At 50.7% G+C, this 21934-nt stretch carries 18 protein-coding genes; 8 read left to right on the top strand and 10 right to left on the bottom strand.

Annotated elements, in window-relative coordinates:
• Positions 1-176 precede the first annotated feature (176 nt).
• The 9 genes from LK536_RS45125 to LK536_RS45085 form a co-directional block, all read right to left on the bottom strand.
• Positions 177-1628 (bottom strand): amidohydrolase family protein, encoded by a 1452-nt coding sequence (locus tag LK536_RS45125; RefSeq protein ID WP_227796178.1) that lies wholly within the window; start codon positions 1626-1628, stop codon positions 177-179.
• Positions 1629-1662: 34 nt separating this feature from the next.
• Positions 1663-2589, bottom strand: a complete 927-nt coding sequence (locus LK536_RS45120; RefSeq protein ID WP_227796179.1) for an ABC transporter permease — start codon at positions 2587-2589, stop codon at positions 1663-1665.
• A gap of 1 nt (position 2590) precedes the next feature.
• Positions 2591-3733: an ABC transporter permease gene (locus tag LK536_RS45115; protein ID WP_227796180.1), complete on the bottom strand. Its 1143-nt coding sequence runs from the start codon at positions 3731-3733 to the stop codon at positions 2591-2593.
• Positions 3734-5251 (bottom strand): ABC transporter ATP-binding protein, encoded by a 1518-nt coding sequence (locus tag LK536_RS45110; RefSeq protein WP_227796181.1) that lies wholly within the window; start codon positions 5249-5251, stop codon positions 3734-3736.
• Positions 5252-5348: 97 nt separating this feature from the next.
• Positions 5349-6386 carry a BMP family protein gene (locus LK536_RS45105; RefSeq protein WP_227796182.1) on the bottom strand — a complete coding sequence of 346 codons (1038 nt, stop codon included), beginning with the start codon at positions 6384-6386 and terminating at the stop codon, positions 5349-5351.
• Between the two features lie 20 nt (positions 6387-6406).
• Positions 6407-7135: an aspartate/glutamate racemase family protein gene (locus LK536_RS45100; RefSeq protein ID WP_227796183.1), complete on the bottom strand. Its 729-nt coding sequence runs from the start codon at positions 7133-7135 to the stop codon at positions 6407-6409.
• A 367-nt stretch (positions 7136-7502) separates the two neighbouring features.
• Positions 7503-8126, bottom strand: coding sequence for an ATP-binding cassette domain-containing protein (locus LK536_RS45095; RefSeq protein WP_227796184.1), 624 nt, complete (start codon positions 8124-8126; stop codon positions 7503-7505).
• A gap of 73 nt (positions 8127-8199) precedes the next feature.
• Complete coding sequence (locus tag LK536_RS45090; RefSeq protein WP_227796185.1) at positions 8200-8937, bottom strand: ABC transporter permease; 738 nt, start codon at positions 8935-8937, stop codon at positions 8200-8202.
• Positions 8938-8993: 56 nt separating this feature from the next.
• Positions 8994-10160, bottom strand: a complete 1167-nt coding sequence (locus LK536_RS45085; RefSeq protein ID WP_227796186.1) for an ABC transporter substrate-binding protein — start codon at positions 10158-10160, stop codon at positions 8994-8996.
• A 165-nt stretch (positions 10161-10325) separates the two neighbouring features.
• Here LK536_RS45085 and LK536_RS45080 point away from each other — a divergent pair, with 165 nt between their 5' ends.
• The 5 genes from LK536_RS45080 (at position 10326) to LK536_RS45060 (ending at position 16349) form a co-directional block, all read left to right on the top strand.
• Entirely contained in the window at positions 10326-10565 is a 240-nt protein-coding gene (locus tag LK536_RS45080; protein ID WP_008719124.1) for a (2Fe-2S) ferredoxin domain-containing protein, read from the top strand.
• Positions 10566-10567: 2 nt separating this feature from the next.
• Entirely contained in the window at positions 10568-12673 is a 2106-nt protein-coding gene (locus LK536_RS45075; RefSeq protein ID WP_227796187.1) for a [Fe-Fe] hydrogenase large subunit C-terminal domain-containing protein, read from the top strand.
• Positions 12673-13851: a SpoIIE family protein phosphatase gene (locus LK536_RS45070; protein WP_008719122.1), complete on the top strand. Its 1179-nt coding sequence runs from the start codon at positions 12673-12675 to the stop codon at positions 13849-13851. Before LK536_RS45075 ends, LK536_RS45070 begins: the two co-directional genes overlap by 1 nt.
• A gap of 163 nt (positions 13852-14014) precedes the next feature.
• Complete coding sequence (locus tag LK536_RS45065) at positions 14015-15466, top strand: 4Fe-4S dicluster domain-containing protein (protein ID WP_130790006.1); 1452 nt, start codon at positions 14015-14017, stop codon at positions 15464-15466.
• Between the two features lie 439 nt (positions 15467-15905).
• A complete protein-coding gene (locus LK536_RS45060) occupies positions 15906-16349 on the top strand; it encodes a hypothetical protein (protein WP_227796188.1) in 444 nt (147 codons plus the stop codon).
• A 381-nt stretch (positions 16350-16730) separates the two neighbouring features.
• Here the strand turns inward: LK536_RS45060 and LK536_RS45055 are convergent, their stop codons facing one another.
• On the bottom strand, positions 16731-18287 hold the full coding sequence (locus LK536_RS45055; protein WP_227796189.1) for a PRD domain-containing protein: 1557 nt from the start codon (positions 18285-18287) through the stop codon (positions 16731-16733).
• Positions 18288-18490: 203 nt separating this feature from the next.
• On the opposite strand from LK536_RS45055, the gene LK536_RS45050 reads away from it, so the two are divergent.
• From LK536_RS45050 to LK536_RS45040, 3 genes are read left to right on the top strand one after another with little or no spacing between them, the layout of a single operon-like run.
• On the top strand, positions 18491-20071 hold the full coding sequence (locus LK536_RS45050; RefSeq protein WP_227796190.1) for a PTS transporter subunit EIIC: 1581 nt from the start codon (positions 18491-18493) through the stop codon (positions 20069-20071).
• An 8-nt stretch (positions 20072-20079) separates the two neighbouring features.
• Positions 20080-21459: a class-II fumarase/aspartase family protein gene (locus LK536_RS45045; protein WP_227796191.1), complete on the top strand. Its 1380-nt coding sequence runs from the start codon at positions 20080-20082 to the stop codon at positions 21457-21459.
• On the top strand, positions 21446-21913 hold the full coding sequence (locus LK536_RS45040) for a PTS sugar transporter subunit IIA (protein WP_227796192.1): 468 nt from the start codon (positions 21446-21448) through the stop codon (positions 21911-21913). Before LK536_RS45045 ends, LK536_RS45040 begins: the two co-directional genes overlap by 14 nt.
• Positions 21914-21934 lie beyond the last annotated feature (21 nt).

Genomic DNA, 21934 nt, shown 5'->3' with positions numbered 1-21934 from the left:
AGATGTATTTTATTACAATCAAAAGAATGTTGGAAGTGTGCTTTTCAGCACACCCCAACATTCAGTATAGAACCTTTCAAAAAAAGTCTCCTATGATTCAATGATAGGAGACTTTTAAGTATCTTATTTACAGGAAAATGTCCATGATCAGGATCTCTGTCCGCTGCCATCGGAAGTTAGGCTTCTTTTTGGGGCTTCAAACTGCATTTTAAAAATCTGCCGGACTTCCGTCTGCCTTTGAACATTCCATTCTCCACCAATATTTCTCCACGCCGGATGGTACATACCGGCCAGCCCTGGGAGATGAAACCTTCGTAGAGGTCGTAATCCAGATCCGCAGGGTAATGGAGGTTTTCGCGTACCAGCGGCACCGTCTTTTCCGGATCCACCACGATGATGTCAGCATCGCTGCCAACCTCCAGGACGCCCTTTTCAGGATAACATCCAAACACCTTGGCCGGATTGGTACTGCTTACTTCGACCAGCTTGTTGAGGGAGATGATGCCGCGGTTGACGCCAATCATCAGCAGCCCAAACCGTTCCTCCAGGCCGGGTATACCGTTGACCGGGATGCTGAAATTTGGGACTTTTCCATTGGTCAGGGCATCATCCTTTAAATCCTGTTCCTTTATCTTTCGGGAAAATACCTCGTTGTCAGAGGTAACCAGGCTGAGTGTGCCGTCCTTAAGCCCTTCCCACATGGCTTTCCGGTCTTCTTCGCTGCGCAGCGGAGGGCTCATCAGATAGTTGATGCCGTTGTCACCCTTGTTTTTATCATCGGTCAAGGTGAGATAGTGGCCGCAGGTCTCTGCCTGGACCTTGACGCCGCGCTTTTTTGCCTGACGGACCATATCAACCGCCTCTTTGGTGGAAAGATGGTAAAAGTATACGGGAACATCCAGCAATTCGGAAAATGTCAGGATGCGGTTCACGGCCTCTGCTTCACATGCGTTGGGCTTGGCTTTATTAAAGAATTCCCAGTCCTGCTTACCTTCGGTCAGAAGATCCTGTTTCATGAAGTCAGCAATGGCGCTGCTCTCGGCGTGAAAACCGCACAGGGCGCCTTCCTGCTTTGCGGCCTTCATGATTTTGAGGATATCGGCATCGTTTATCATGACACCTGGATAGATGGTAAACATCTTAAAGGTAGGGATGCCGTCCGCCACCAGCTTTTTAACGGTTTCCTGCAGTTCATCCTGACTGTTTCCTGCGTTTATGAATTTGGCATGGACGCTGTAATCCAGTACTGAATCAGCCATCTCCGCTTTCCGCTCTTCTACTGCCTGTAATACAGGCACATCTTCTGTGGTGGTGCTGAAATCCATGAATGTGGTAACGCCGCCGAAGGCAGCGCATTTGCTGGCGGTATAAAAATCCAGTATATCAATGGTATTACTAAATGGAGCCATTACGTGCATATGGGGCTCAATCAGACCGGGCATCACATATTGATCCCGGGCGTCAATGATTTTGGTGATGTTCCCTTTATCTGCGTTTTCGTTTACGAGATTATCGAGCTTCCCAGGCGATGCGATATAAGAAATCTTTTCACCTTCCACGCCGATGTCGGCTTTAAATGTTTCAGATGCCGTAACAACAGTTCCACCTCTTACAATCAAATCCAGCATAAAATCCATCCTTTCCGGAACATATGATAATCTCTTATACATCCTTTGGGTCATACGCCGAACCCCAGGTCTTTGGAACGCAGGAACGTTTCACCATGATGGTCAGCGCGATAATGGTAACGATATAGGGCAGCATCTGCAGGAACTGATAGGGAATGACGGAGCCTGTGGTCTGGAACCGGAGCTGGGCCGCATCCGCCGCCCCAAATGCCAGGCAGACAACCGCTGTCCGGATGGGATCCCAGCCGCCTACCACACAGGCCGCCATTACGATAAAGCCGCGGCCGGCCGCCATGCCGCCGGCAGAGAAATATCCCACTTCTCCCAGCGTAAGCACACATCCGCCCAAAGCGGCGGATATGCCGGAAAGAATGACGGTCTGGTATTTCAGCTTGATGACCGAAAGACCTGCAGTAGCGGCCGCTTTGGGATTGTCGCCAACTGCCCGCACATTCAGGCCCCACCGCGTTTTGTAAAGGATGTAGGCTGCAAAAACCGGGAGGATCAGCGCTATCCATGTGCTTACCGGCTGTGCGAACAGCAGCGGACCGATTACCGGTATGCTGTGCATGCTCTTTGGGAAGATGGTCGGGAAGGTAGCCACACGGGACTGCCTTGTTTCTGACATCAGGGAAAATAATGCGTCCGTGGCGCCCAGGGAAATCATGTTAACCATCAGTCCGGTCACGACCTGGTTTGTCCGCCGTGAGACCGTAAGGAAAGCCACGATCAGCCCCAGGAAAGCGCCGATTACAATGGTAAGGATGACGGCCAGTATCAGGCTGTTCATGTAGAAACCTGCAGCAATGCCGGTAAGGGCGCCGAAAAGCATGATGCCCTCAATCCCCATGTTGATTACGCCGGAACGCTCGGCATATACCTCGCCAATCGCAACGATGAGCAGAGGCGCGGCCCACCGCAAGGTTGCCTGCAGCCAATCCATAATAATTTCAATTGCCATATTAGTTACCCTCCTTTGCGGCAGAAGCACCGGTTCCGCCTTCTGCATCGTCATCATCCTTGCTGTTGTCCACGATTTTTGCCATACGGCGGCTGTCAACAACGCCAACACCAATGACGAACAGCATACACATGGCGATAATGATGGAATTCATGGATGAGATAACACCGGTTTCAATGGACATGGTTGCGCCTCCTGCTTTCAGTGCGGCGAAGAACAGTGCGGAAAATATTACGCCCAGGGGATTGCCGCCTGCCAGAAGGGCAACAGCGACGCTTTCATAGCCCACTCCGGTAACAAATTCCATGTATACACGGCGCTTCAGTCCCATGACCTCCACCGCGCCTGAGAAACCGCCAAGTATGGCTCCAATCATCATGATGATCATTATCTGCTTTTTCGCATCGATTCCGGCATACCTGGCGGCATTGGGATTTGCGCCCAGCATCTTGGTCCGGTAGCCGAAAGAAGTATAGTTTAATATAAAATAGAAGACAATGCACAGAAGGATTGCTATGAACGGGCCAGGATGAAGGCTGGACCCCTTCATCAGGATCGGCAGCAATGCGCCGGGAGCAAATTTCTTACTCATGGGATAGAATGCGCCGGTTTCCGCAACCAGCGGCAGGCAGGAAACCACCCAGTTGGTAAGATAGATGGCAATATAACTCATCATAATGGTTGCGGTTACTTCATTTACGCCCTTGTAGGCCCGCAGGTAGCCGGGAATCAGCCCCCAGACCGCGGAGAACACGGCAGCGCAGAGGAAACAGAGCAGTATATGCAGGATGGGCGGCAGACCCAATTCCAAAACCCCTATTAGGGAAGCGCCGATGGCTCCCAGATACATATAGCCCTCCATGCCGATATTCCAGACCCCTGCCTTGATCCCAAGGGAAACGCCGATGCCGCCAAGCAAAAGTGGTGACGCGCGGACAAGAACATTGCTCAGGGCCTGGCCATTGCCGAAGGCCCCTCTTATGAGGGCGCTGTAAGCAACAAATGGATTAACGCCTGAAATCCCGATTAAGATGGCGCTGGCAATCAATCCCAGTACAATACCGAATACCGTGCGGCCGAAAGATACCGCTAAATCCCCCAGAAAGGGGAGTCTTAAAATTTTCGTTTTATTCAACATTTTCATCTACAGCACCTCCGGGACCTGTCCCAACATCATCTGGCCAATTATCTTTTGATCCGCCGTCTCCCCGTCCAGATCCCCCATGCTCCCACCGCTGAAAAGCACAATGATACGGTCGCTTAAGGCCATGATTTCCTGAAGTTCAGCGGAGATGAAGAGAACGGCCGCGCCGCGGTTCCGCTCCCTTAACAGGATGTCCAGGACGTTGTCCACGGCGCCCAGGTCCAGACCGCGGGTTGGATGTGCGACCAGGTCTAGAACGGGTTCTGGGTCCAGTTCCCGGGCAATGACAACCTTTTGCTGGTTTCCACCGGAGAGATTGCGCACACGCACATCTTCGGATGGTGCCTTGACATGGTATTTTTTAACCATTTTCCTGGCGTGCTTTTTTATGTTTTTATAATTTAGAATATTTTTATGGGCAAAAGGTTCATTAAAATAATCCTTGATGATTAAATTATCCGAAATGCTGAAATCCATGACCAGGCCGGTTTTCTGCCGGTCCTCCGGAATGAAGCCCAAAAATGACGGGTCTGCGATGACGCCGGTAACGGGTCTGCCCTTAATGGTGATGGAACCGCTGGTCAGCTTACGCATACCGGAGATGCACTCGGCCAATTCCCTTTGGCCGTTCCCGTCGACCCCGGCAACGCCGACTATTTCACCGGCATGTACGGTAAGGTTAAAGTTTTTAAGGGCAGGGATACCGCGGTCGTCAACTGCATTTACATCCTTCATGACCAGAACCGGCTCCTTGTCTGCAAAGGCGGGGCGTTCTTTCCTTTCGATGGAAACCGGCCGTCCGACCATCATCTGGGCCAATGTCAGCTGTGTTGCGTCCTTTGTATTTACGGTTCCGATGTATTTGCCGTCGCGTATTACCGTGACGCGGTCTGTAATCTGGATCACCTCGCGCAGTTTATGGCTTATGAAAATGACCGAACGTCCTTTTTCTGTAATATGGCGGATGGCGCAGCAGAGCTGGTCGCTTTCCGCAGGAGTCAGCACAGCCGTGGGCTCGTCCAGCACCAGGACCTTACAGTCCCTGTACAGGGCCTTCAGGATTTCCACCCACTGCTGTCTGCCTACCGGCAGGCGCCACACAATTTCATCCGGGTCCACATAAAGCTCATATTCCTCGCACAATTCCAGCAGTCTGCGCTTTGCAGGTTCCAGATCCAGATGCTGTTTTTTGGATGGGATGCCAAGAATTACATTTTCAATGACAGAAAGCGTGTCCACTAATTTGAAATGCTGGTGTACCATGCCGACGCCGTAAGAAATCGCCTCGGAAGGAGAACCTATCTGTACCTCCCTGCCATCCAGCAGGATTTTTCCGCTGCTTGGCGGATAAAGGCCGTACAAAACGTTCATTAAGGTGGTCTTTCCCGCGCCGTTTTCCCCCAGAAGTCCCAACACCTCGCCTTTTTTGCAATCGATGCTAACGTGGTCATTTGCCAGGACACCTGGAAATTCCACTGTGATATCCTGCATTTGCAGTGCATACCTATTATCTTCCATAAATGAATTTACCCTCCTGAGCATGGGAAACGGAAACAAATGGGGATGCCCTCAGGCAGCTCCCCATCTGCGGTTCCCTGAATCAATAAGCTTATGCCTAGTCAGCAATGTCAATTTTTCCGGCAAGAAGGTCGGCAACCGCCGCGTCATAAACAGCCTGCTGCTCACTTGTCAGTTCTATATTGATGACCGGACGGATGCCGTTTTCCTTCATGCCAAGAACATGGGACCTGCCGTCGCATAATTCGCCTTTTGTTTCCAGATATCCCAGTTCGTCCCAGGCAAACACAACGCTTCCCGCAGTGACATCTTCTGCGCCGTAGTCCCTGGCGTAGTCGGCAACAGCGCCGACGACCTTCACATTCCCGGAATCCTGGGCAGCGGCGGCAACGCCTGCGCCTGCGGCATCCAGGCAGGGGAACAGGACATCATAACCCTGTGCAATCACAGCAAGGCAGGCCTCGCGGGCCTTGACGGTATCGGCCCAGTCGCCTGTGGTGATGGCGGTCGTCTCAATATCCGGATTGACATAGGCCACGCCCTTGTAGAAGCTGGCTTCCATCATGCGGTGTGTATCATAGAATTCGCCCGTCACCATGGCAACCTTATTGGTCTTGGTGGTCAGGCCTGCCAAAACCCCGCCGATGAACCCGGCATGGCTGTAGCTGATGGTGGCGGCAGACATGTTAGGCAGGTCAAAGGTGTCCGTACCCACGGAGAATATGAACTGGCGGTCAGGAAATTCTTCGGCCACAATCGACACGGCTTCGCCGAACTGGCCTCCCTGTCCGATGATGATCTCATAGCCCTGCTGGGCAAACTGGCGAAGCACCTCTACCTGCTCGTCCTGGGTTACATTTTCCTTATAGGCTGTCTTGATCCCTAATTCATCCTTTGCCTTGACCATGCCTTCATATGTAAACTGGTTGAAGGCCTCATCCGTAATCAGGCCGGGCAGGATCATGGCAACGCTGTTATCCCACTGGGAATCCGCACCTTCACTGCCGGCGGCGGCTGCGGAGGTATCATTACCGGCAGCTGCGCCTGGGCTGCCGGCACCTCCGGATGAGCAGGCGGATAAACAGATTGCGGCTGCCAGGGTCAGGCTCATGATTGACATTGATTTCTTTTTCATAATTTATATTCTCCTTTATATTAAATATTTTCAGTAAGTAAATGTCCTCTTTTGATTTTCTTTTCCTCCGGGGTTTTATAAAGACCTTTTTTGGATGTCTTATATCCTCCCCTGCACATCATTTCCAGGACCAGGAACGATGTTTCCACAGGATCCATCACCGGGATTCCCAGCGCCTGGCTTACCGGCCCGCCAAATCCTGTCATGCCGGCACAACCCAGGATCAAAACCTCCGCCCCTTTTGCAACCGCCTTTTTGCCCTCTTCAATCAAACGGCTTATGGTTTCTTCCCTGTTGGCTTCAGCATCCAGCACACTCATATTTAATGGGAAAACGCCTGCTAAGCGATGGTCCATTCCGTACTGGGACACCATGTTTTCCATCATGGGGACTGCTTTTTCAGATGCTGCCAGGATGGAAAAACGGCTTCCTAAAAGGAATGACATGGCAATGGATGTCTCTGCAATGCCAAGGACCGGGCAATCACAGATTTCCTTTGCCGCGTACAGGCCGGGATCGCCGTAGCAGGCGATTAAGATTCCGTCATATGCGTTTCCGGACATTTTTAAAAGGCGGCATAACCCAAAACCGGAAAGGGCATAATCATAGAACGATTCCAGGGCTTCCGGACCGAAATCCAATCCTGTAACCGTGACAGACGTGTCAGGGGCCCTGACACGCTCCACGGTCCTCCTGATATCTTCCGTCATGGCATCTGAGGTGTTGGGATTTATAACTAATAAATTCATTCCTCCTCCTTTTCAAGCTGGCTTTAAAAACTAACAATTGAGAAATATATTCGCTATTGCGAGTAACATAATTATTATAACGTACAAACTTTTTGCTGTCTATTGTCACTTTGTTATATAATATTTACAAAAATATATGCATATTGCCTATTGCATAATGGGAAAAAGACACAATATATACATAAAATTTTTTGTATAACAATAAAATCCGGGAAAAAGTAAGAAGGTGCAGGACAGATTAGAAAGGCTGCATATCTGCAGCCGGATTACTGCCGGTCCATGATAAACGGCAGATATATTGGAGTGGCGGAAGCCGCTCCGAAATTCATGAACAGGAAAATACCAGATGGGAAGATGTGCATGGTCTTTATACAAAAGATTCAGGGATTTGTGAAGGATCAGGGGAACTGCTGCATATCCGTACCAGTTCCCCGCCAATCAGGGCCACATCCTCCTCCTGGTGGGTGGAGAGGATCAGGATCCGTCCATCCTGCTTTTCCCTGATATACGCAATCACACTGCGTTTCAGCTCCTCATCCATCCCGGTAAAAGGCTCATCCATGATAAGGATATCGGACGGGGTGAGCAGCGCCCTCAGGACCGCGACGCGTCTCTTCATGCCGCCGCTCAAGGTGGATACGGGACGGTTGAGACATTCCTCAGGCAGCAGCTTCCCCATCTCCCACCTGACGCGGGAGGCTTTCAGGGAACGGCCAACGCACATCATCACATTATCCATGGGGGAGAAGGATTCACACAGCCTATCCTCCTGGAATACGGCTGATATGGCGGCGGTTTTCCCGCCGGGGGTAATGGCCACGGTCCCCTCATCCGGCGTTTCCAGCCCCATCATGATCCGCATCAGGGTGGTCTTGCCGGAGCCGGAAGGGCTCATAAGGCAGTAACACCCGCCGTCCCGGAAAGTCATGCTGATATCCGTGAGGACAGGCAGGCCGTCATATGATTTTGTGATATGTCTGAGTTCAATCATTCTCTTCGTGGCTCCTTAAGCGTTTTATAAGGGCGTATATGGCAACGGTGTTCCCACAGGCCCTGTCAGTACTTTAGTGTTTCACTTTCCCTAAAAGATACAGGAAAATACGTTCAAAAACAGCGCTGACAATTATGATGACAAAGGTCCAGGCAAACAGCCCAGCGGTATCCAGATAAAGTTTGGAATAGTAGAGCTGTTCGCCGATGGAACCTTCCGGTATGCCGATTACCTCCGCGGCCACGCCGGATTTCCAGCTCATGCCCAGGGCGGTCCGGCATCCGCTGATAAGGTAGGGCAGCACGGCGGGGATATAGATATGGCGCACCTGCTTCCACAGGGGAATCCGGAATACCAGGGCCATCTCCAGAAGCTTCCTGTCCGTGTGTTCCAGCCCGGAAAGGGTATTCACATATATCATGGGGACCACGACCAGAAAGGACGTAAAGACGGCCAGGTTATGGGAACCGATCCAGATAAGGGCAAGGATGACAAAGGAGGCCACGGGGACCGATTTGATTAACAGCATCACCGGTTCCAGCAGTTCCCTTATAAGGGGAAATGCATAGGCCAGGCATCCTAACAGGATGCTGAGTACAAATGCCCCGAGAAAGCCAAGGCTTATCCTGGCAAAAGAACTGAAGATGGAGGCCCAGAAGGAGCTGTCGCGGACAAGCTCCAGGAGGGCCTTTACCATATCCACAGGCCCCACGAATATGATATTGTTGTGTATCAGCATATTGGCTGCCTGCCACACTGCAATCCAGAACAGCCAGATGAAATATTTCCGTATACGGGTGTTTTGATTCATGAAAAATGTCTCCGCCAACCAGTCATATGGTATCCGCCCCTGGGGGCCTTCACGCTCTAAGGCATGTAATAAAAGTCATCCCCGGGCATCTGGCCGCCGATGGATTTGGCATCCTGTTCCATGAGGATGGAGAGGTATCCGCTTAATGCATCCTTCATCTCCTGTCCTGTAATGCATACGATGTTGCAGTAGGGAAGGGCCTTCTGGGCGATGGGGGCTTTCTCCACAATGCCCTGGGCAGCGATAAGGGCTGCTGCTTCCTCCGGATGTCCGGAAGTAAACAGGGCGGATTCCGCATGGTCTTTCAGGAAATCCTCAATGGGCGAACGGTTCTCCCGGAGGAAGTCGCTGCGCACCAGGGTGACGCCTGTTACCAGCATGCTGCCGCTGTCCTTGTTCAGCATGTCCCACTGTTCCGTCAGGTCCAGAACGGTTTTCAGATCCTCATTCTGGATGCAGGCGGCTGTGGCAAAGGGCTGGGGAAGCACGCCGATGGCGCTGGAATCCTGCTTTAAGATAGAGGCAACCTCGGTGGCTTCAGACTTAAACTGGAGGTCCACATCGCCGGAACCGAGGCCATTTTCCTTTAAGAGGTAATTCATCACATATTCCGGCGTGGTGCCCTTGCCGGTCATGTAAATGGTCCGTCCCTTAAGGTCTGCCATGGATGTGATGGAATCATCTGATGCAACCACATACAGGACGCCCAAGGTGTTGATGTCCAGGACCGTTACATTTCCCTGGGTCTTGGCGTAGAGGACGCTGGCCACATTGGCCGGCACCAGGGCGATGTCCAGGTCACCGTTTGCAATCTTGCCTACCAGCTCGTCCGCCTTGCCGGTCATGGTAAATTCATATACATTGGAGGTTTCGCCCTTGGCGGCCTTGTCCATCAGGGATACCAGGCCCATGGAGGTGGGGCCTTTTAGGGAACCCACGCGGATTCCGGCCTGGCAGGTCAGTTTCGGCTCATCCCCGGATCCGTCCGCGGTAAGCTCCTTGGCAGACCCGGCCGGACTGTTGGACCCGCTTTCCTCAGAAGACCCGGTATCCTCTGACCCGCTGCTGCCGGTCTCCTGGGAATCAGGGGCAGGGGGTTCTGCCTGTGTGGCGCTGGCGGCAGTGTCCTTGGCAGCGGAACCCTGTCCGGATCCGCCGCATCCGCCAAGCATCAGGGAAGCGCCCAGGAATGCAGTTAAAAGTATGGAAATGGAACGTTTCATAATACAATCTCTCCTCTCATAAATATCCTTTACTATAGCACAACAGGCCCTCCTTTTCTATAAAATATTTGAGAAATATTATTGATATAAATATCACAATATGAGATAATGGAGATACCGTTTGGGGTGAACTCATAATACACGCAGATAGTGGAGGAATAAGGGATGAAAGTAACGATTTGTATTGGAAGTGCCTGTCATTTAAAAGGGTCCAGGGAGATTATCGCAAAGCTTCAGAAGCTGGTTGCTGAGAATGGCCTGTCTGACCAGGTGGATTTAAACGGCGCATTCTGCACAGGCAACTGTGACCACGGCGTATGTGTGACCGTGGAGGGCGAACTCTATTCACTGAAACCGGAAGATACCGAGGAATTTTTCGAGAATGAGATAAAAGGGAGACTTTGATTATGGGCATGGAAATCATTGATTTCAAAGCCACAAAGTGCAAGCACTGCTACAAATGCGTCCGCTACTGCGATGTGAAGGCCATCCAGGTAAAGGATGAGCGGGCGGTCATCATGCCTGACAGATGTATACTTTGCGGACATTGTCTCAAGATATGTCCCCAGTCCGCCAAGACCCTCCGGAGCGATCTGGATATGGTAAAGGGGTTCCTGCGGGAAGGCATGCGGGTAGTGGTATCCATTGCGCCGGCTTACATGGGACTTTTAAAATATAAGACAATCGGGCAGGTGCGCGGAGCGCTGATGCGCCTTGGGTTTGAGGATGTGAGGGAAACCTCGGAGGGCGCCGCCTTCGTGACGGCTGAATACGCCAGAATCCTCAGGGAACATAAGATGGATAACATCATTACCACCTGCTGTCCAAGCGTCAATGACCTGGTGGAGATTTATTATCCCCAGCTGGTACCGTACCTGGCGCCGGTGGTGTCCCCTATGATTGCCCACGGAAAGCTTCTGAAGGAAGAGCTTGGGCGGGACGTGAGGGTGGTGTTCCTGGGACCGTGCATTGCCAAGAAAAAGGAGTCCAAGGATCCGCGGCATGAAGGTTATATTGATGCCGTGCTGAATTTTAATGATATCAACAAGTGGTTGGAGGAAGAGGACATTGTCATCGAGGACTGTGAGGACCGGCCATTTACAGCATTTGACCCCAAGGTCAACCGCCTGTATCCGGTGACCAACGGAGTGGTAAGCTCCGTGCTGGCAACCGAGGAGGAGAGCGACGGCTACCGCAAGTTCTATGTACATGGCGTGGCCAACTGCATCGATCTGTGCAAGAGCATGGCCCGGGGCGAGATTAACGGATGCTTCATCGAGATGAATATGTGTTCCGGCGGATGTATCAAGGGACCTACGGTAAATGACGAATTCATTTCCAGGTTCAAGGTCAAGCTGGACATGGAGGAGAGCATTGCGCGGGAACCGGCGGAGCAGCGCCAGATGGAGCCGGTGTGGGAGAACGTGCATTTCGGCAAGCGGTTTGAGGACCACTCCCCCAGGGATACACAGCCCACGGAAGAGCAGATACGTGAAATCCTGCGCATGACCAACAAGCTTAAGCCGGAAGACGAGCTGAACTGCGGCGCCTGCGGCTATCCTACCTGCCGTGAGAAGGCCATTGCCGTATTCCAGCACAAGGCGGAGGTGAGCATGTGCATCCCGTTCATGCATGAGAAGGCGGAATCCATGGCCAACCTGGTAATGGAGACTTCACCCAACATCGTGCTGATCGTGGGGGACGACATGCGTATCCTGGAGTACTCGGATGTGGGTGAGAAGTATTTTGGCAAGACACGTTCCGAGGCCCTTAAGATGTACCTGTACGAGCTGATTGACCCGGCTAATTTCCAGTGGGTGTTCGACACGCACCAGAACATCCATGGCAAGCGGGTGAACTATCCGGAATACAATCTTTCCACCTTACAGAACATTGTATACATAGAAAAGGAAAATGCAGTCCTTGCCACCTTCATCGATATCACCAGGGAGGAAGAGCTGGCCAAGGAAGAGTACGAGAAGAAACTGGAAACCATTGACCTGGCCCAGAAGATAATCCATAAACAGATGATGGTGGCCCAGGAGATAGCCGGACTCTTAGGCGAGACTACGGCCGAGACCAAGACCACCCTGACCAAGCTCTGCCATTCACTGCTGGAGGATGGAAGCGACGGGATCTACGGGGGCGGCGAGGAAGACATTGCGCTTCCGGACGTGCACCTTGGCAGCGGGGCAAGGCCCTTAAGCGGCGTCATGACGCCGGGGAATACCGGGGCCGGCGCGGGAACGGCAGGCGGTGCCGGGCTGGCAGGAAACGCTGGTCTGGCAGGCGGTGCCGGGATAGCAGGAAACGCCGGGCTGGCCGGTGGTGCCGGGTTGGCAGGAAACGCCGGAATGTCAGGCGGCTCCGGAACAGCAGGGAATGCTGCGGTACCTGACCAGAAAAAGGGCTATGTCCATATCGGAAGCGCGGCTCCCGCAGGCAGGAAGACAGGGTACGTCCATCTGAACAGCGCTGATTTGAAGAAACCAGGCGGCAACGGAGGTAGATAATGGGAATTACAGTGGATGTTGCTTATAAAAGCCTGAATAAATATACCGAAATCCTCTGTGGGGACAAGGTAGAACTGCTTCAGACCGCGGATTCCAACATCATGATCCTGGCCGACGGCATGGGCAGCGGCGTCAAGGCCAATATTCTGTCCACCCTGACTTCCAAGATATTGGGAACCATGTTCCTCAACGGCGCCACGCTGGAAGAATGTGTGGATACCATCAGTGAGACACTTCCAATCTGCCAGGTAAGGCAGGTGGCTTACTCCACCTTCAGCATCCTTCAGGTGTATCACAACGGGGACGCTTATCTGGTGGAATATGACAACCCGGGCTGCATTTTCATACGGGACGGCAGGCTCATGGAGATACCGAGGAATGTCCGCGTCATCCAGGGCAAGGAGATTAACGAATACAGGTTCAAGGTACAGAAGGGCGATGCCCTGATTCTCATGAGTGACGGAACCATCCACGCGGGGGTGGGCGAGCTGTTGAACTTTGGCTGGCTGTGGCAGGACATTGCGGATTACGCGGTGCGCCAGTATCCCCTTACTGTATCCGCCATGCGTCTGGCTGCGTCCATCAGCAGGGCATGTGATGAGCTTTACCAGTTCAGGCCGGGTGACGATACAACGGTGGCCTGTATGCGCATCATTGACAGCAAGCCCGTGCATCTGATGACCGGACCCGCGCGCAACCCGGAGGACGATGTGCGGATGGTCCATGAATTCCTGGCGGATTCCAATGCCAAGACCATTGTGTGCGGCGGGACCAGCGCAACCATCGTGTCCAGGGTGATGGGGAAAAAGCTGGATGTTTCCCTGGATTATGTGGACCCGGAGATTCCGCCCATTGCATATATGGACGGTGTTGACCTGGTGACCGAAGGCGTGCTGACACTGAACCGCGTGCTTCAGCTGCTGCGCAGATATGTGAAGAATGAGACTGTATCGGAAGAGTTTTTTCAGGAACTGGATAAGCCCAACGGCGGCTCCATGGTGGCCAAGGTATTAATTGAAGATTGTACCGAGGTACACCTCTATGTGGGAAAAGCAATCAACAGCGCCTACCAGAATCCGGGCCTGCCATTTGACCTGGGCATCCGCCAGAACCTGGTGGAACAGCTTAAGCATGTGATAGAAGAGATGGGGAAAACCGTGGTGGTAACCTATTATTAGGATTGTACCTTAATAAATACTTGCATTTTCAGTATAAATATAGTAGATTTTCAGGTGTTGATATAAAATTAACAATCTGGTGCGTGCCAGACAGATACCGGGGATGATTCCGCCGGGACCTGCCCGGCGCAGCGCCAGGTGCTCATAATGAGGAGGAGAAGAAATGGTAACCAATGATGCGACAATCCTGCGTCTGAAGCATGATGTTCTCTATGAAGTGGCCAAGGCTGCATGGGATGGGAATCTGGAAGAAAAGCGGGACGGGATTCCTTACTCCATGATTCCGGGACCTCAGGCAACCTACCGCTGCTGTATCTACAAGGAGAGGGAAATCATCAAGCAGAGGGTACGCCTTGCCGAGGGGAAATGTCCGGCCGGCAAAGACACTTCCAATGTGGTACAGGTCATCAATGCGGCATGCGAGGAGTGTCCCATTGCTTCCTATATAGTAACTGACAACTGCCGCAAGTGTATGGGTAAGGCCTGTCAGAATTCCTGTAACTTCGGGGCAATCAGCATGGGCCGTGAACGCGCCTATATTGACCCTGCCAAGTGTAAGGAGTGCGGCAAATGTTCCCAGGCCTGTCCCTACAACGCAATTGCCCATCTGGAGCGCCCCTGTAAGAAAATCTGTCCGGTGGACGCCATCACATATGATGAATACGGCATCTGCGTGATTGATGAGAAGAAATGCATCCAGTGCGGAGCCTGCATCCACAGCTGTCCCTTTGGCGCCATCGGTTCCAAGACATTCATGGTGGATGTGATCCGTCTGATTAAGGCTGGAAAGCGCGTGGTTGCCATGGTGGCCCCTGCCACCGAAGGCCAGTTCGGGCCAGACATTACCATGGCCAGCTGGAAGATAGCCCTTAAGCAGCTGGGATTTGCCGATATGGTGGAGGTCGGCCTGGGCGGCGACATGACAGCTGCCTACGAGGCAGAAGAGTGGGCAAAGGCCCATAAGGAAGGCAAGAAGATGACCACTTCCTGCTGTCCCGCATTTGTCAATATGATTAAGCAGCATTTCCCGATGCTGCTGGAGAACATGTCCACCACCGTATCCCCCATGTGTGCTGTCTCCAGGATGATAAAGAGCCAGAACCCGGAAACCATAACCGTGTTCATCGGGCCGTGTATTGCCAAGAAGAGCGAAAGCCTGGACCTGAACATAGAAGGCAATGCGGACTATGCCATGACCTTCGGTGAAATCCGCGCCATGATGCGCGCAAAAGGCGTGGAACTGCAGCCGGCTGAGAATGACTACCAGGAAAGCTCCGTATTCGGCAAACGCTTTGGCAATGGCGGAGGCGTTACCGCGGCAGTGCTCCAGTGCCTGGAGGAGATGGAAGAGAACACCGACATCAAGGTGGCCCGCTGCAATGGCGCCGCAGAGTGCAAGAAAGCCCTGCTGCTCATGAAGGTGGGAAGGCTTCCGGAGGACTTTGTGGAGGGCATGGCCTGCGTGGGCGGCTGCGTGGGCGGTCCCAGCCGTCATAAGACGGAAGTGGAAGCCAAGAAGGCAAGGGACCAGCTGATTGGCGCGGCTGAGGAAAGGCGTGTGTTGGAGAATCTGAAGAAGTATCCGATGGATGAGTTTTCCATGCATCGGCATTAAGCTACGGTAGTTTAGATGCCACTTGTGGTTTTCGAAGAAAATGGTGAATAAAACCACAAGATGTAGTGGTTTTTGAGGAAAAGTTGAGTGAATTTGCGGCCTGGAAATGGATGTTTTTCAGGACGTGAGAAATAGATGCCTTGGCCCTGGGAGATGGATGCTCCTGGGGCTTTCTGAAATGTCCTGGTACATTAAAGAATGTAAATCATACTATAAAGATATAAAATTAGTTCTATACGAAGGAGAATCTATATTTTTTCAGAACTGTTTTTTAGGAGGAGGATTAGGTCAGTTTACAAGGAACTACACGCAGACCATGAAACGAGGTTTCGAAAGGTGCACCCTTTGGCACACGACTTTGCTTGCAAAGTGTAGTGTGTTATACGCCCTGTCGGCGTTGCTGCGAAAATGAGGTTACCAACCGGGAGGGCAAGTTCATTTGAAGCAGCAGGAAAATAGGGCTGTGATTGCGTGGCGTGGAGCCGCAAGCGCAGGACTGGTTTCATCAGCAAACATGGCGTATATGAAAGCCCCCCATCCCTGCACATCTATACCTTGCGTTACTAATCATCGTAATACAGGATTCCTTCTTGCTATGCCTTCTGGTCAATTTTTCCGGCGCTATTTTTTCTATTTAAAGAAATGGGAGGAAATGCTGACAAAATCAAGTTTTCCATCCGGGGGGATACGGAACTGCTGGAGCTGGCTGATGCCTATATCCGGGACATATGAAATATTAAAATGTGAATGGACTCTGCGAAAGCAGGGGCTTTTTTATGTTTCGATGGTGAACTTTCATGGAGAAGGTGATATAATAAGACAAAAAGCAAAAGATAGGGGTGATAAAAATGAACGATTATATAGAGAGCAAAATATTACATGATATCGCAGAACATATGAAAAAAGTTATGGTGAATAAGAAGATATCTTTTTCACATAATGTAGCTGATCAGGATATCTTTTTAGAATATATGAATGCATTAAGGGGATTTATCAATAAATGAACTGCTGGAATGGATGGATTATATCGAGGATACATGCCAGAGAAAAGATTACACCATCAATTCCTCAATGATACTGACCATCCTGAGCAGCCAGGCACAGGAGAAAAGCCGGGCCATCAGCACCAACGTCAAGTATTTCTATCAGGACCAGCCCGGCTGTGCTGCTGCTTCGGCCAATGTGAAACTGGAAGAACTTAAAAATAGATGTATTGGCTCTGGGAGATGGCTCTCCTGGGGCCTTTTTGTACAGATTACTAAAATTACTCCAGAAAGAAGTCATCATATTCCTGGAGCAGATATTGTTTCAGTTGTTCTTTATCCATGTTCCGGATTTCTTCAATAAAATATGCCGTCTTTATCTTACGTTTGGAAGTAGAGAAGCCCAGGCTGAAAAGGAGTTCAATATCTTCTTTTGTCAGATAGAAATGCAGCTTTAGGCAGGGATAGTCCAGTTCCGCCAACATCGAGGCAATACGGTTGGAGAATACGATGAGATAATCATATTCCATTTGTTCAACCAGATATATTTCATTAATATTAATGATACCGGCCAGCAGTACATCTACCTGGAGCTTTAGCTTTTCCATGAAGAAACCTACTTTCTCCACAGATGAATTGGTTACGATGACCAGGCGCTTTTGATTGCGGCCCCGAAGCTTATTCCGATTGATGTATTTCCGGAAGATAAGGGTCAGAGTTGAGGTCTGAAAATGGCTGAGCGTTATACCATAGGATTGTTCAAAGGGTATGGACGCTTTGCGCACCACGTCATAGAGATGATTGTATTGCTGCCGTGTTTCTTCCAGTTTATTGTCATAAAACGAGAAATGATATGCGTTTCGGATGATACATTTATGGAGGTAGGCAAATACATCCTCGGGAACATTGTGGTCATCACTGATCCATGTGAGGATTTGTTTCTGTACCCGCCTTATCATTTCGAGGGAAATTGACAGAAGCTGTTCATCGTCAGGGGGCAGGACACGGGTAGTGAAATCCAGGGAGGAAATCAACTGGTCAAGGAATTCATCTTCCTGCGGAGATTCCAGGAGGTGGTGAGCCGTGACCGTTACGGGCAGGGAGACGGGTACTTCAAGGAGATGCCCCGCGTTCAGCCGGAAATAGGAGCAGCTTACATAAATATACAGGAATTTTACGGAGGTGTAGGATATCCTGTAATGAAAGGTTCCGGTGAGATGCTGCAAAAGTGATTTTGCTTGCTGTATATCTTCCTGTGCTTTCACAATATAATATTCGGCAATCATGGACTGCCATGGATTATTGGCTTTTCGCAGGGTCAGGTTGAAATCCCGGTCTACTTCGATATAGTTATGCAGGATATTGCATACGCACATACGGAACCGTATCTCGCTTCCTGCTATGGAGATTCCTGTTTTGGGGATGACCTGTGTCATAAGTCCCTGTTCCCGCAGCCATTGAGACAGCGCCCTGCTGTCCTTTTTTTTGGTAGACATGCTGATATGGAGGGAATCGTAGAGCCGCGACAGGTTGATGGCAGGATTTAAAAAACCATAGACGGCCATGATATCCAGCCGCTCATCCTGTGATGGAACGTAGTCATCCAGTGACAGGGACTGGATAAAATCCATGTAGGCCTGATAGCTCATCTGAAATACGGCACAGTTATTTTCTATCAGAATTACCTTGTTTGGAGGAAGATATTCATTTACCGCAGAAATACTGCGTTTGATGCTGCTGACACTTCTTCCAAGGGAGCGGGCACAGTCTGCCAGCGTAATAGAATGCTTTTCCTGAATCAGGGATGCAGTCTGCAGATCGTTAAAATGTATTCCCATGGTATGTTCCTCCTTGGTATGTACATAAATGCTGTCGTATCTGATTCCAGTATACCACAAACGCTTGATTTTAAGGGGTATTTTTTGAACTTAAACCAGTCGGAAATATAGCCTTGAAGGCCCATGAAGGCTATTGTATAGTATAATTAATCCCTGGCCAGGGCAGTGATTCTGATAATAAGTGATGATTTGGAGGTGGATGTATGAGTAAGAAAAAATCTTCTGGAACGTTTAAGGATGGAATCCAGACATTCGGGCGGTCCCTGCTGCTGCCCATTGCCCTGCTGGCGCCCATTGGCATGCTGATGGGACTTAGCAATGCCCTGTGCCAGAGTTATATGCTGGATAAGTTCCCATTACTGGCCAATGGAACCTTTCAGGCTGTTATAAAAAGCCTGAAGACAATTACAAGTATGATATTTGACAATATTCCGATTCTGTTTGCCATGGGGGTTTCCTATGGGATGGCGAAACATGAAAAAGGAATCGCGGTATTTGCATCAGTGGTAGGGTATCTGACATTAAATATCACGATGAATGTTTACCTCACCTTGACAGGCACCATGGCGGATCCCTCTGTCATGAGCCAGGCCGGACAGGGGGTGGTCCTGGGGGTGCAGACCGTAAGGCTGGATGCCATGGGAGGATTGTTGGCAGGTTTGATTGCCGCATGGGCCGCGGACCGGTTTTATAAGGTAGAGTTTCCGCTGGCTTTCGCGTTTTTCGGCGGTAAGAAGTCCGTACCGATTTTAACGGTACTGTTCATGATTCCGGTTGGCTTTATCGTCCCGGTTATCTGGACCCTGTTCACTAAATTTCTGATTAGTATATCGTTTGTTTTTATGAATGACTATTTTGGGGTTGGCGCTTACTGGGTTGCCCACCGGGCGCTCATACCGTTCGGGCTTCATCATGTGCTGGCGGCTATCCTCCGCTTTACAGAGGCTGGAGGAACTTACATGATTCACGGACAGGAGTATGTGGGAATTCTGCCTGCGCTGAATGAAATCCTCTTTAACCTTGGGCCGTCGGATCCCGCCTGGGCTGAATTTATGCCGAAATTATGCGGATATATGGGTGGCGGTCATATGCTTACCACGCTGTTTAGGGTACCTGCGATCGGCCTTGCCATGTATAAGACGGCATTTGCAAAGAATAAGAAGATTGCAAAAGGTGTTATCGTGACCGTTGTTTTGACTGCGTTTCTTGGAAATATTACAGAGCCGCTGGAATTCTCATTCCTGTTTATTGCCCCGCAGCTCTATGTGGTTTATTGTCTGCTGTGTGGCGTTATGGCGCTTCCTCTGCAGCTTTTACAGGTGTCAATCGGCTACATAAGAGGAACCATCTTTGATTTTGGGATTTTTGGCCTGTTATATGAGAATACACACTGGGTTCAGCTGGTGATTCTGGGTATTGTGAATTTCATCGTGTTTTATTTCGTGTTTAAATTTGCCATTGAAAAGTTCAACCTGGAGACGCCAGGGCGTGAATCGTTTGAACTGAGCGAGTCGGCCGGCACGCTGTTAAAGGAAAAGAAATATCCGGAGATTGCGGAAATCGTGCTGGAAGGCCTGGGCGGAAAGGATAATATAGTGAAGGTGGAGAACTGCATTTCAAGGCTTAGGGTGGATCTCAACAATCCGGAAAAGGTAGATCAGATAAAACTGAAGGAATCCGGATGCGCGGGTATTTTCTTCCCATCAAGCAACCATATCCATGTGGTGTTCGGTCCTCATGTGGAGTTTGTGAGGAACGCGGTTGATAAATTGATGAAGGGATAAGTGATAGGATGAGAGCACTGTACGATTCAAAAAGTAAAGGAAATGACAGGGGAATCAAGGCTCTGCTTACCAGTGAGGCCAGGCTTGAATCCTGGCTGGCCGTGGAGGCGGCCCTTGCAGAGAGCCAAGCGGAGGAGGGATTTATTCCCAGGGAAGCGGCAGAGGATATCATAGAGAACGCAAAGCTTCATAAACTTGATCTTGCTGAGATGGAACGGATTAAGGATAAGGTAGGCCATGGCTTTGTCCCATTTGTTAAGGTTCTGGTTCAGGCATGTGGGTCCGTGGGCGGTAAATATGTCCATTACGGAGTCACCACACAAAATATCCAGCAAACTGCTCAGTTGTACTTAGTTTACAAAGTTCACAGGATATATAAGTCATTCATTTCAGATATCCTGGAACATCTGTCGCTTCTGGCCCGTACCCACGCGGATACCGTGATGGCCGGGCGCACCCATGGACGCCACGCCACCCCCATCACTTATGGCTATAAGGTTTCCGTATGGATCAGTGAACTGTTGAATGCCGCGGAGCGTCTGGAGGAATGTGAAAAACGTGTATTCCAGGTCATGATGGGTGGAGCCGTGGGAACCTTCAGCGCCATGGGAGAGGTGGGGCAGCGTGTCCAGGAAAGGGTGGCAAAAAAGCTGGGGATGTACTCCATGGCTGTTCCATCCAGGAGTATTTTCAGCCATAAGGAAGAGTATATTATGAATCTGGCGCTCTTATGCAATGCCCTGCACAAGATGGCGGAGGAAGTATATTACACCGGCCTGGAGGAATTTGGGGAGGTTAGTGAAGCCTTTCAGGAAGGAACAATAGGGAGTTCTACCATGCCGCAGAAAATCAACCCCAAGCTGGCAAAGGGAATCATTGCTAATTCCCAGAAGCTGTACTCTATGGTTGCCACGGGGTTATTCTGCGGAGTAAGAATGTTTGAGGGAGATTCCAGCTCCTATATGCTTTTTGATGGGATGCTGGAGGAGGCGGTGGAACTGACGGCGGAGGTGCTGATGCGCGCCGAAGAGCTGACGCGTACCCTTCATGTGGATAAAGAGCGTATGTACCGTAACGTGATGCTTAATAAGGGGCTGGACAACAGCGAGTGTGTTATGATGCAGATTGCCTCAAAGCTTGGAAAGGATAAAGCCCATGAACTGATGTATGGCAAGGCCATGGAGGTGGAACTGGAGGGGAAGGATTTCCTTACGGTTTTAAAAGAGGATCCGGTCCTGTCGGAATGCTTTACCGGGCAGGAACTGGAAGCGATGATTAAACCGGAACATTATACAGGTCTTGCCGCGGATATTGCCAGGGCTTCGGCAGCGCGCGCGCTGGAGATGGCTGCAAAGATTAAGGAGGAGAATAAGGATGGGGTTATTTAACCGTAAGAAGAAAGAGGAATTTATATCGCCGATGAAAGGAAAGCTGCTTTCCATGGAACAGGTTCCGGACCCGGCATTTGCCCAGAAAATCATGGGAGATGGAGTTGCCATTGAACTCACCGGCAAAGAGGTGGTTGCGCCTTTCAGCGGAACCGTGGCAGCGGCGTTTCCCACCGGGCACGCATTTGGCATCCGAACCGGGGATGGGATGGAAATTCTGCTTCACATCGGCATTGACACTGTGAATCTGGAAGGCAGGGGGTTTGAGGTGGCTGTCCGGGCCGGAGATACTGTAAAGCAGGGAGACCTCCTTGTGAAAGTGGATACGGATTATATAAAGAGCCAGGGCAAGTCTGTGGTCTCACCCATTATATTCACCAGTGGTGAACAGGTGAAGCAGCTAAAGACAGGTATGGTTGATACTGGAGAGGAACATATTATAAAAATCATGTGACATGTCTGGGTTGGGGGTGAG

The organism is Clostridium pacaense, assembly GCF_020709765.2.
In the GTDB taxonomy this organism is placed as follows: Bacteria; Bacillota; Clostridia; order Lachnospirales; family Lachnospiraceae; genus Enterocloster; species Enterocloster hominis.
The sequence above is the reverse complement of the archived record's forward strand: the minus strand, read 5'-3'. Positions and strand labels throughout refer to the sequence as shown.

Bases quoted from the DNA above. Each gene is read 5' to 3' on its own strand.
- LK536_RS45125 (WP_227796178.1), bottom strand. From the start codon at position 1,628: ATGCTGGATTTGATTGTAAGAGGTGGAACTGTTGTTACGGCATCTGAA.
- LK536_RS45120 (WP_227796179.1), bottom strand. From the start codon at position 2,589: ATGGCAATTGAAATTATTATGGATTGGCTGCAGGCAACCTTGCGGTGG.
- LK536_RS45115 (WP_227796180.1), bottom strand. From the start codon at position 3,733: ATGAAAATGTTGAATAAAACGAAAATTTTAAGACTCCCCTTTCTGGGG.
- LK536_RS45110 (WP_227796181.1), bottom strand. From the start codon at position 5,251: ATGGAAGATAATAGGTATGCACTGCAAATGCAGGATATCACAGTGGAA.
- LK536_RS45105 (WP_227796182.1), bottom strand. From the start codon at position 6,386: ATGAAAAAGAAATCAATGTCAATCATGAGCCTGACCCTGGCAGCCGCA.
- LK536_RS45100 (WP_227796183.1), bottom strand. From the start codon at position 7,135: ATGAATTTATTAGTTATAAATCCCAACACCTCAGATGCCATGACGGAA.
- LK536_RS45095 (WP_227796184.1), bottom strand. From the start codon at position 8,126: ATGATTGAACTCAGACATATCACAAAATCATATGACGGCCTGCCTGTC.
- LK536_RS45090 (WP_227796185.1), bottom strand. From the start codon at position 8,937: ATGAATCAAAACACCCGTATACGGAAATATTTCATCTGGCTGTTCTGG.
- LK536_RS45085 (WP_227796186.1), bottom strand. From the start codon at position 10,160: ATGAAACGTTCCATTTCCATACTTTTAACTGCATTCCTGGGCGCTTCC.
- LK536_RS45080 (WP_008719124.1), top strand. From the start codon at position 10,326: ATGAAAGTAACGATTTGTATTGGAAGTGCCTGTCATTTAAAAGGGTCC.
- LK536_RS45075 (WP_227796187.1), top strand. From the start codon at position 10,568: ATGGGCATGGAAATCATTGATTTCAAAGCCACAAAGTGCAAGCACTGC.
- LK536_RS45070 (WP_008719122.1), top strand. From the start codon at position 12,673: ATGGGAATTACAGTGGATGTTGCTTATAAAAGCCTGAATAAATATACC.
- LK536_RS45065 (WP_130790006.1), top strand. From the start codon at position 14,015: ATGGTAACCAATGATGCGACAATCCTGCGTCTGAAGCATGATGTTCTC.
- LK536_RS45055 (WP_227796189.1), bottom strand. From the start codon at position 18,287: ATGGGAATACATTTTAACGATCTGCAGACTGCATCCCTGATTCAGGAA.
- LK536_RS45050 (WP_227796190.1), top strand. From the start codon at position 18,491: ATGAGTAAGAAAAAATCTTCTGGAACGTTTAAGGATGGAATCCAGACA.
- LK536_RS45045 (WP_227796191.1), top strand. From the start codon at position 20,080: ATGAGAGCACTGTACGATTCAAAAAGTAAAGGAAATGACAGGGGAATC.
- LK536_RS45040 (WP_227796192.1), top strand. From the start codon at position 21,446: ATGGGGTTATTTAACCGTAAGAAGAAAGAGGAATTTATATCGCCGATG.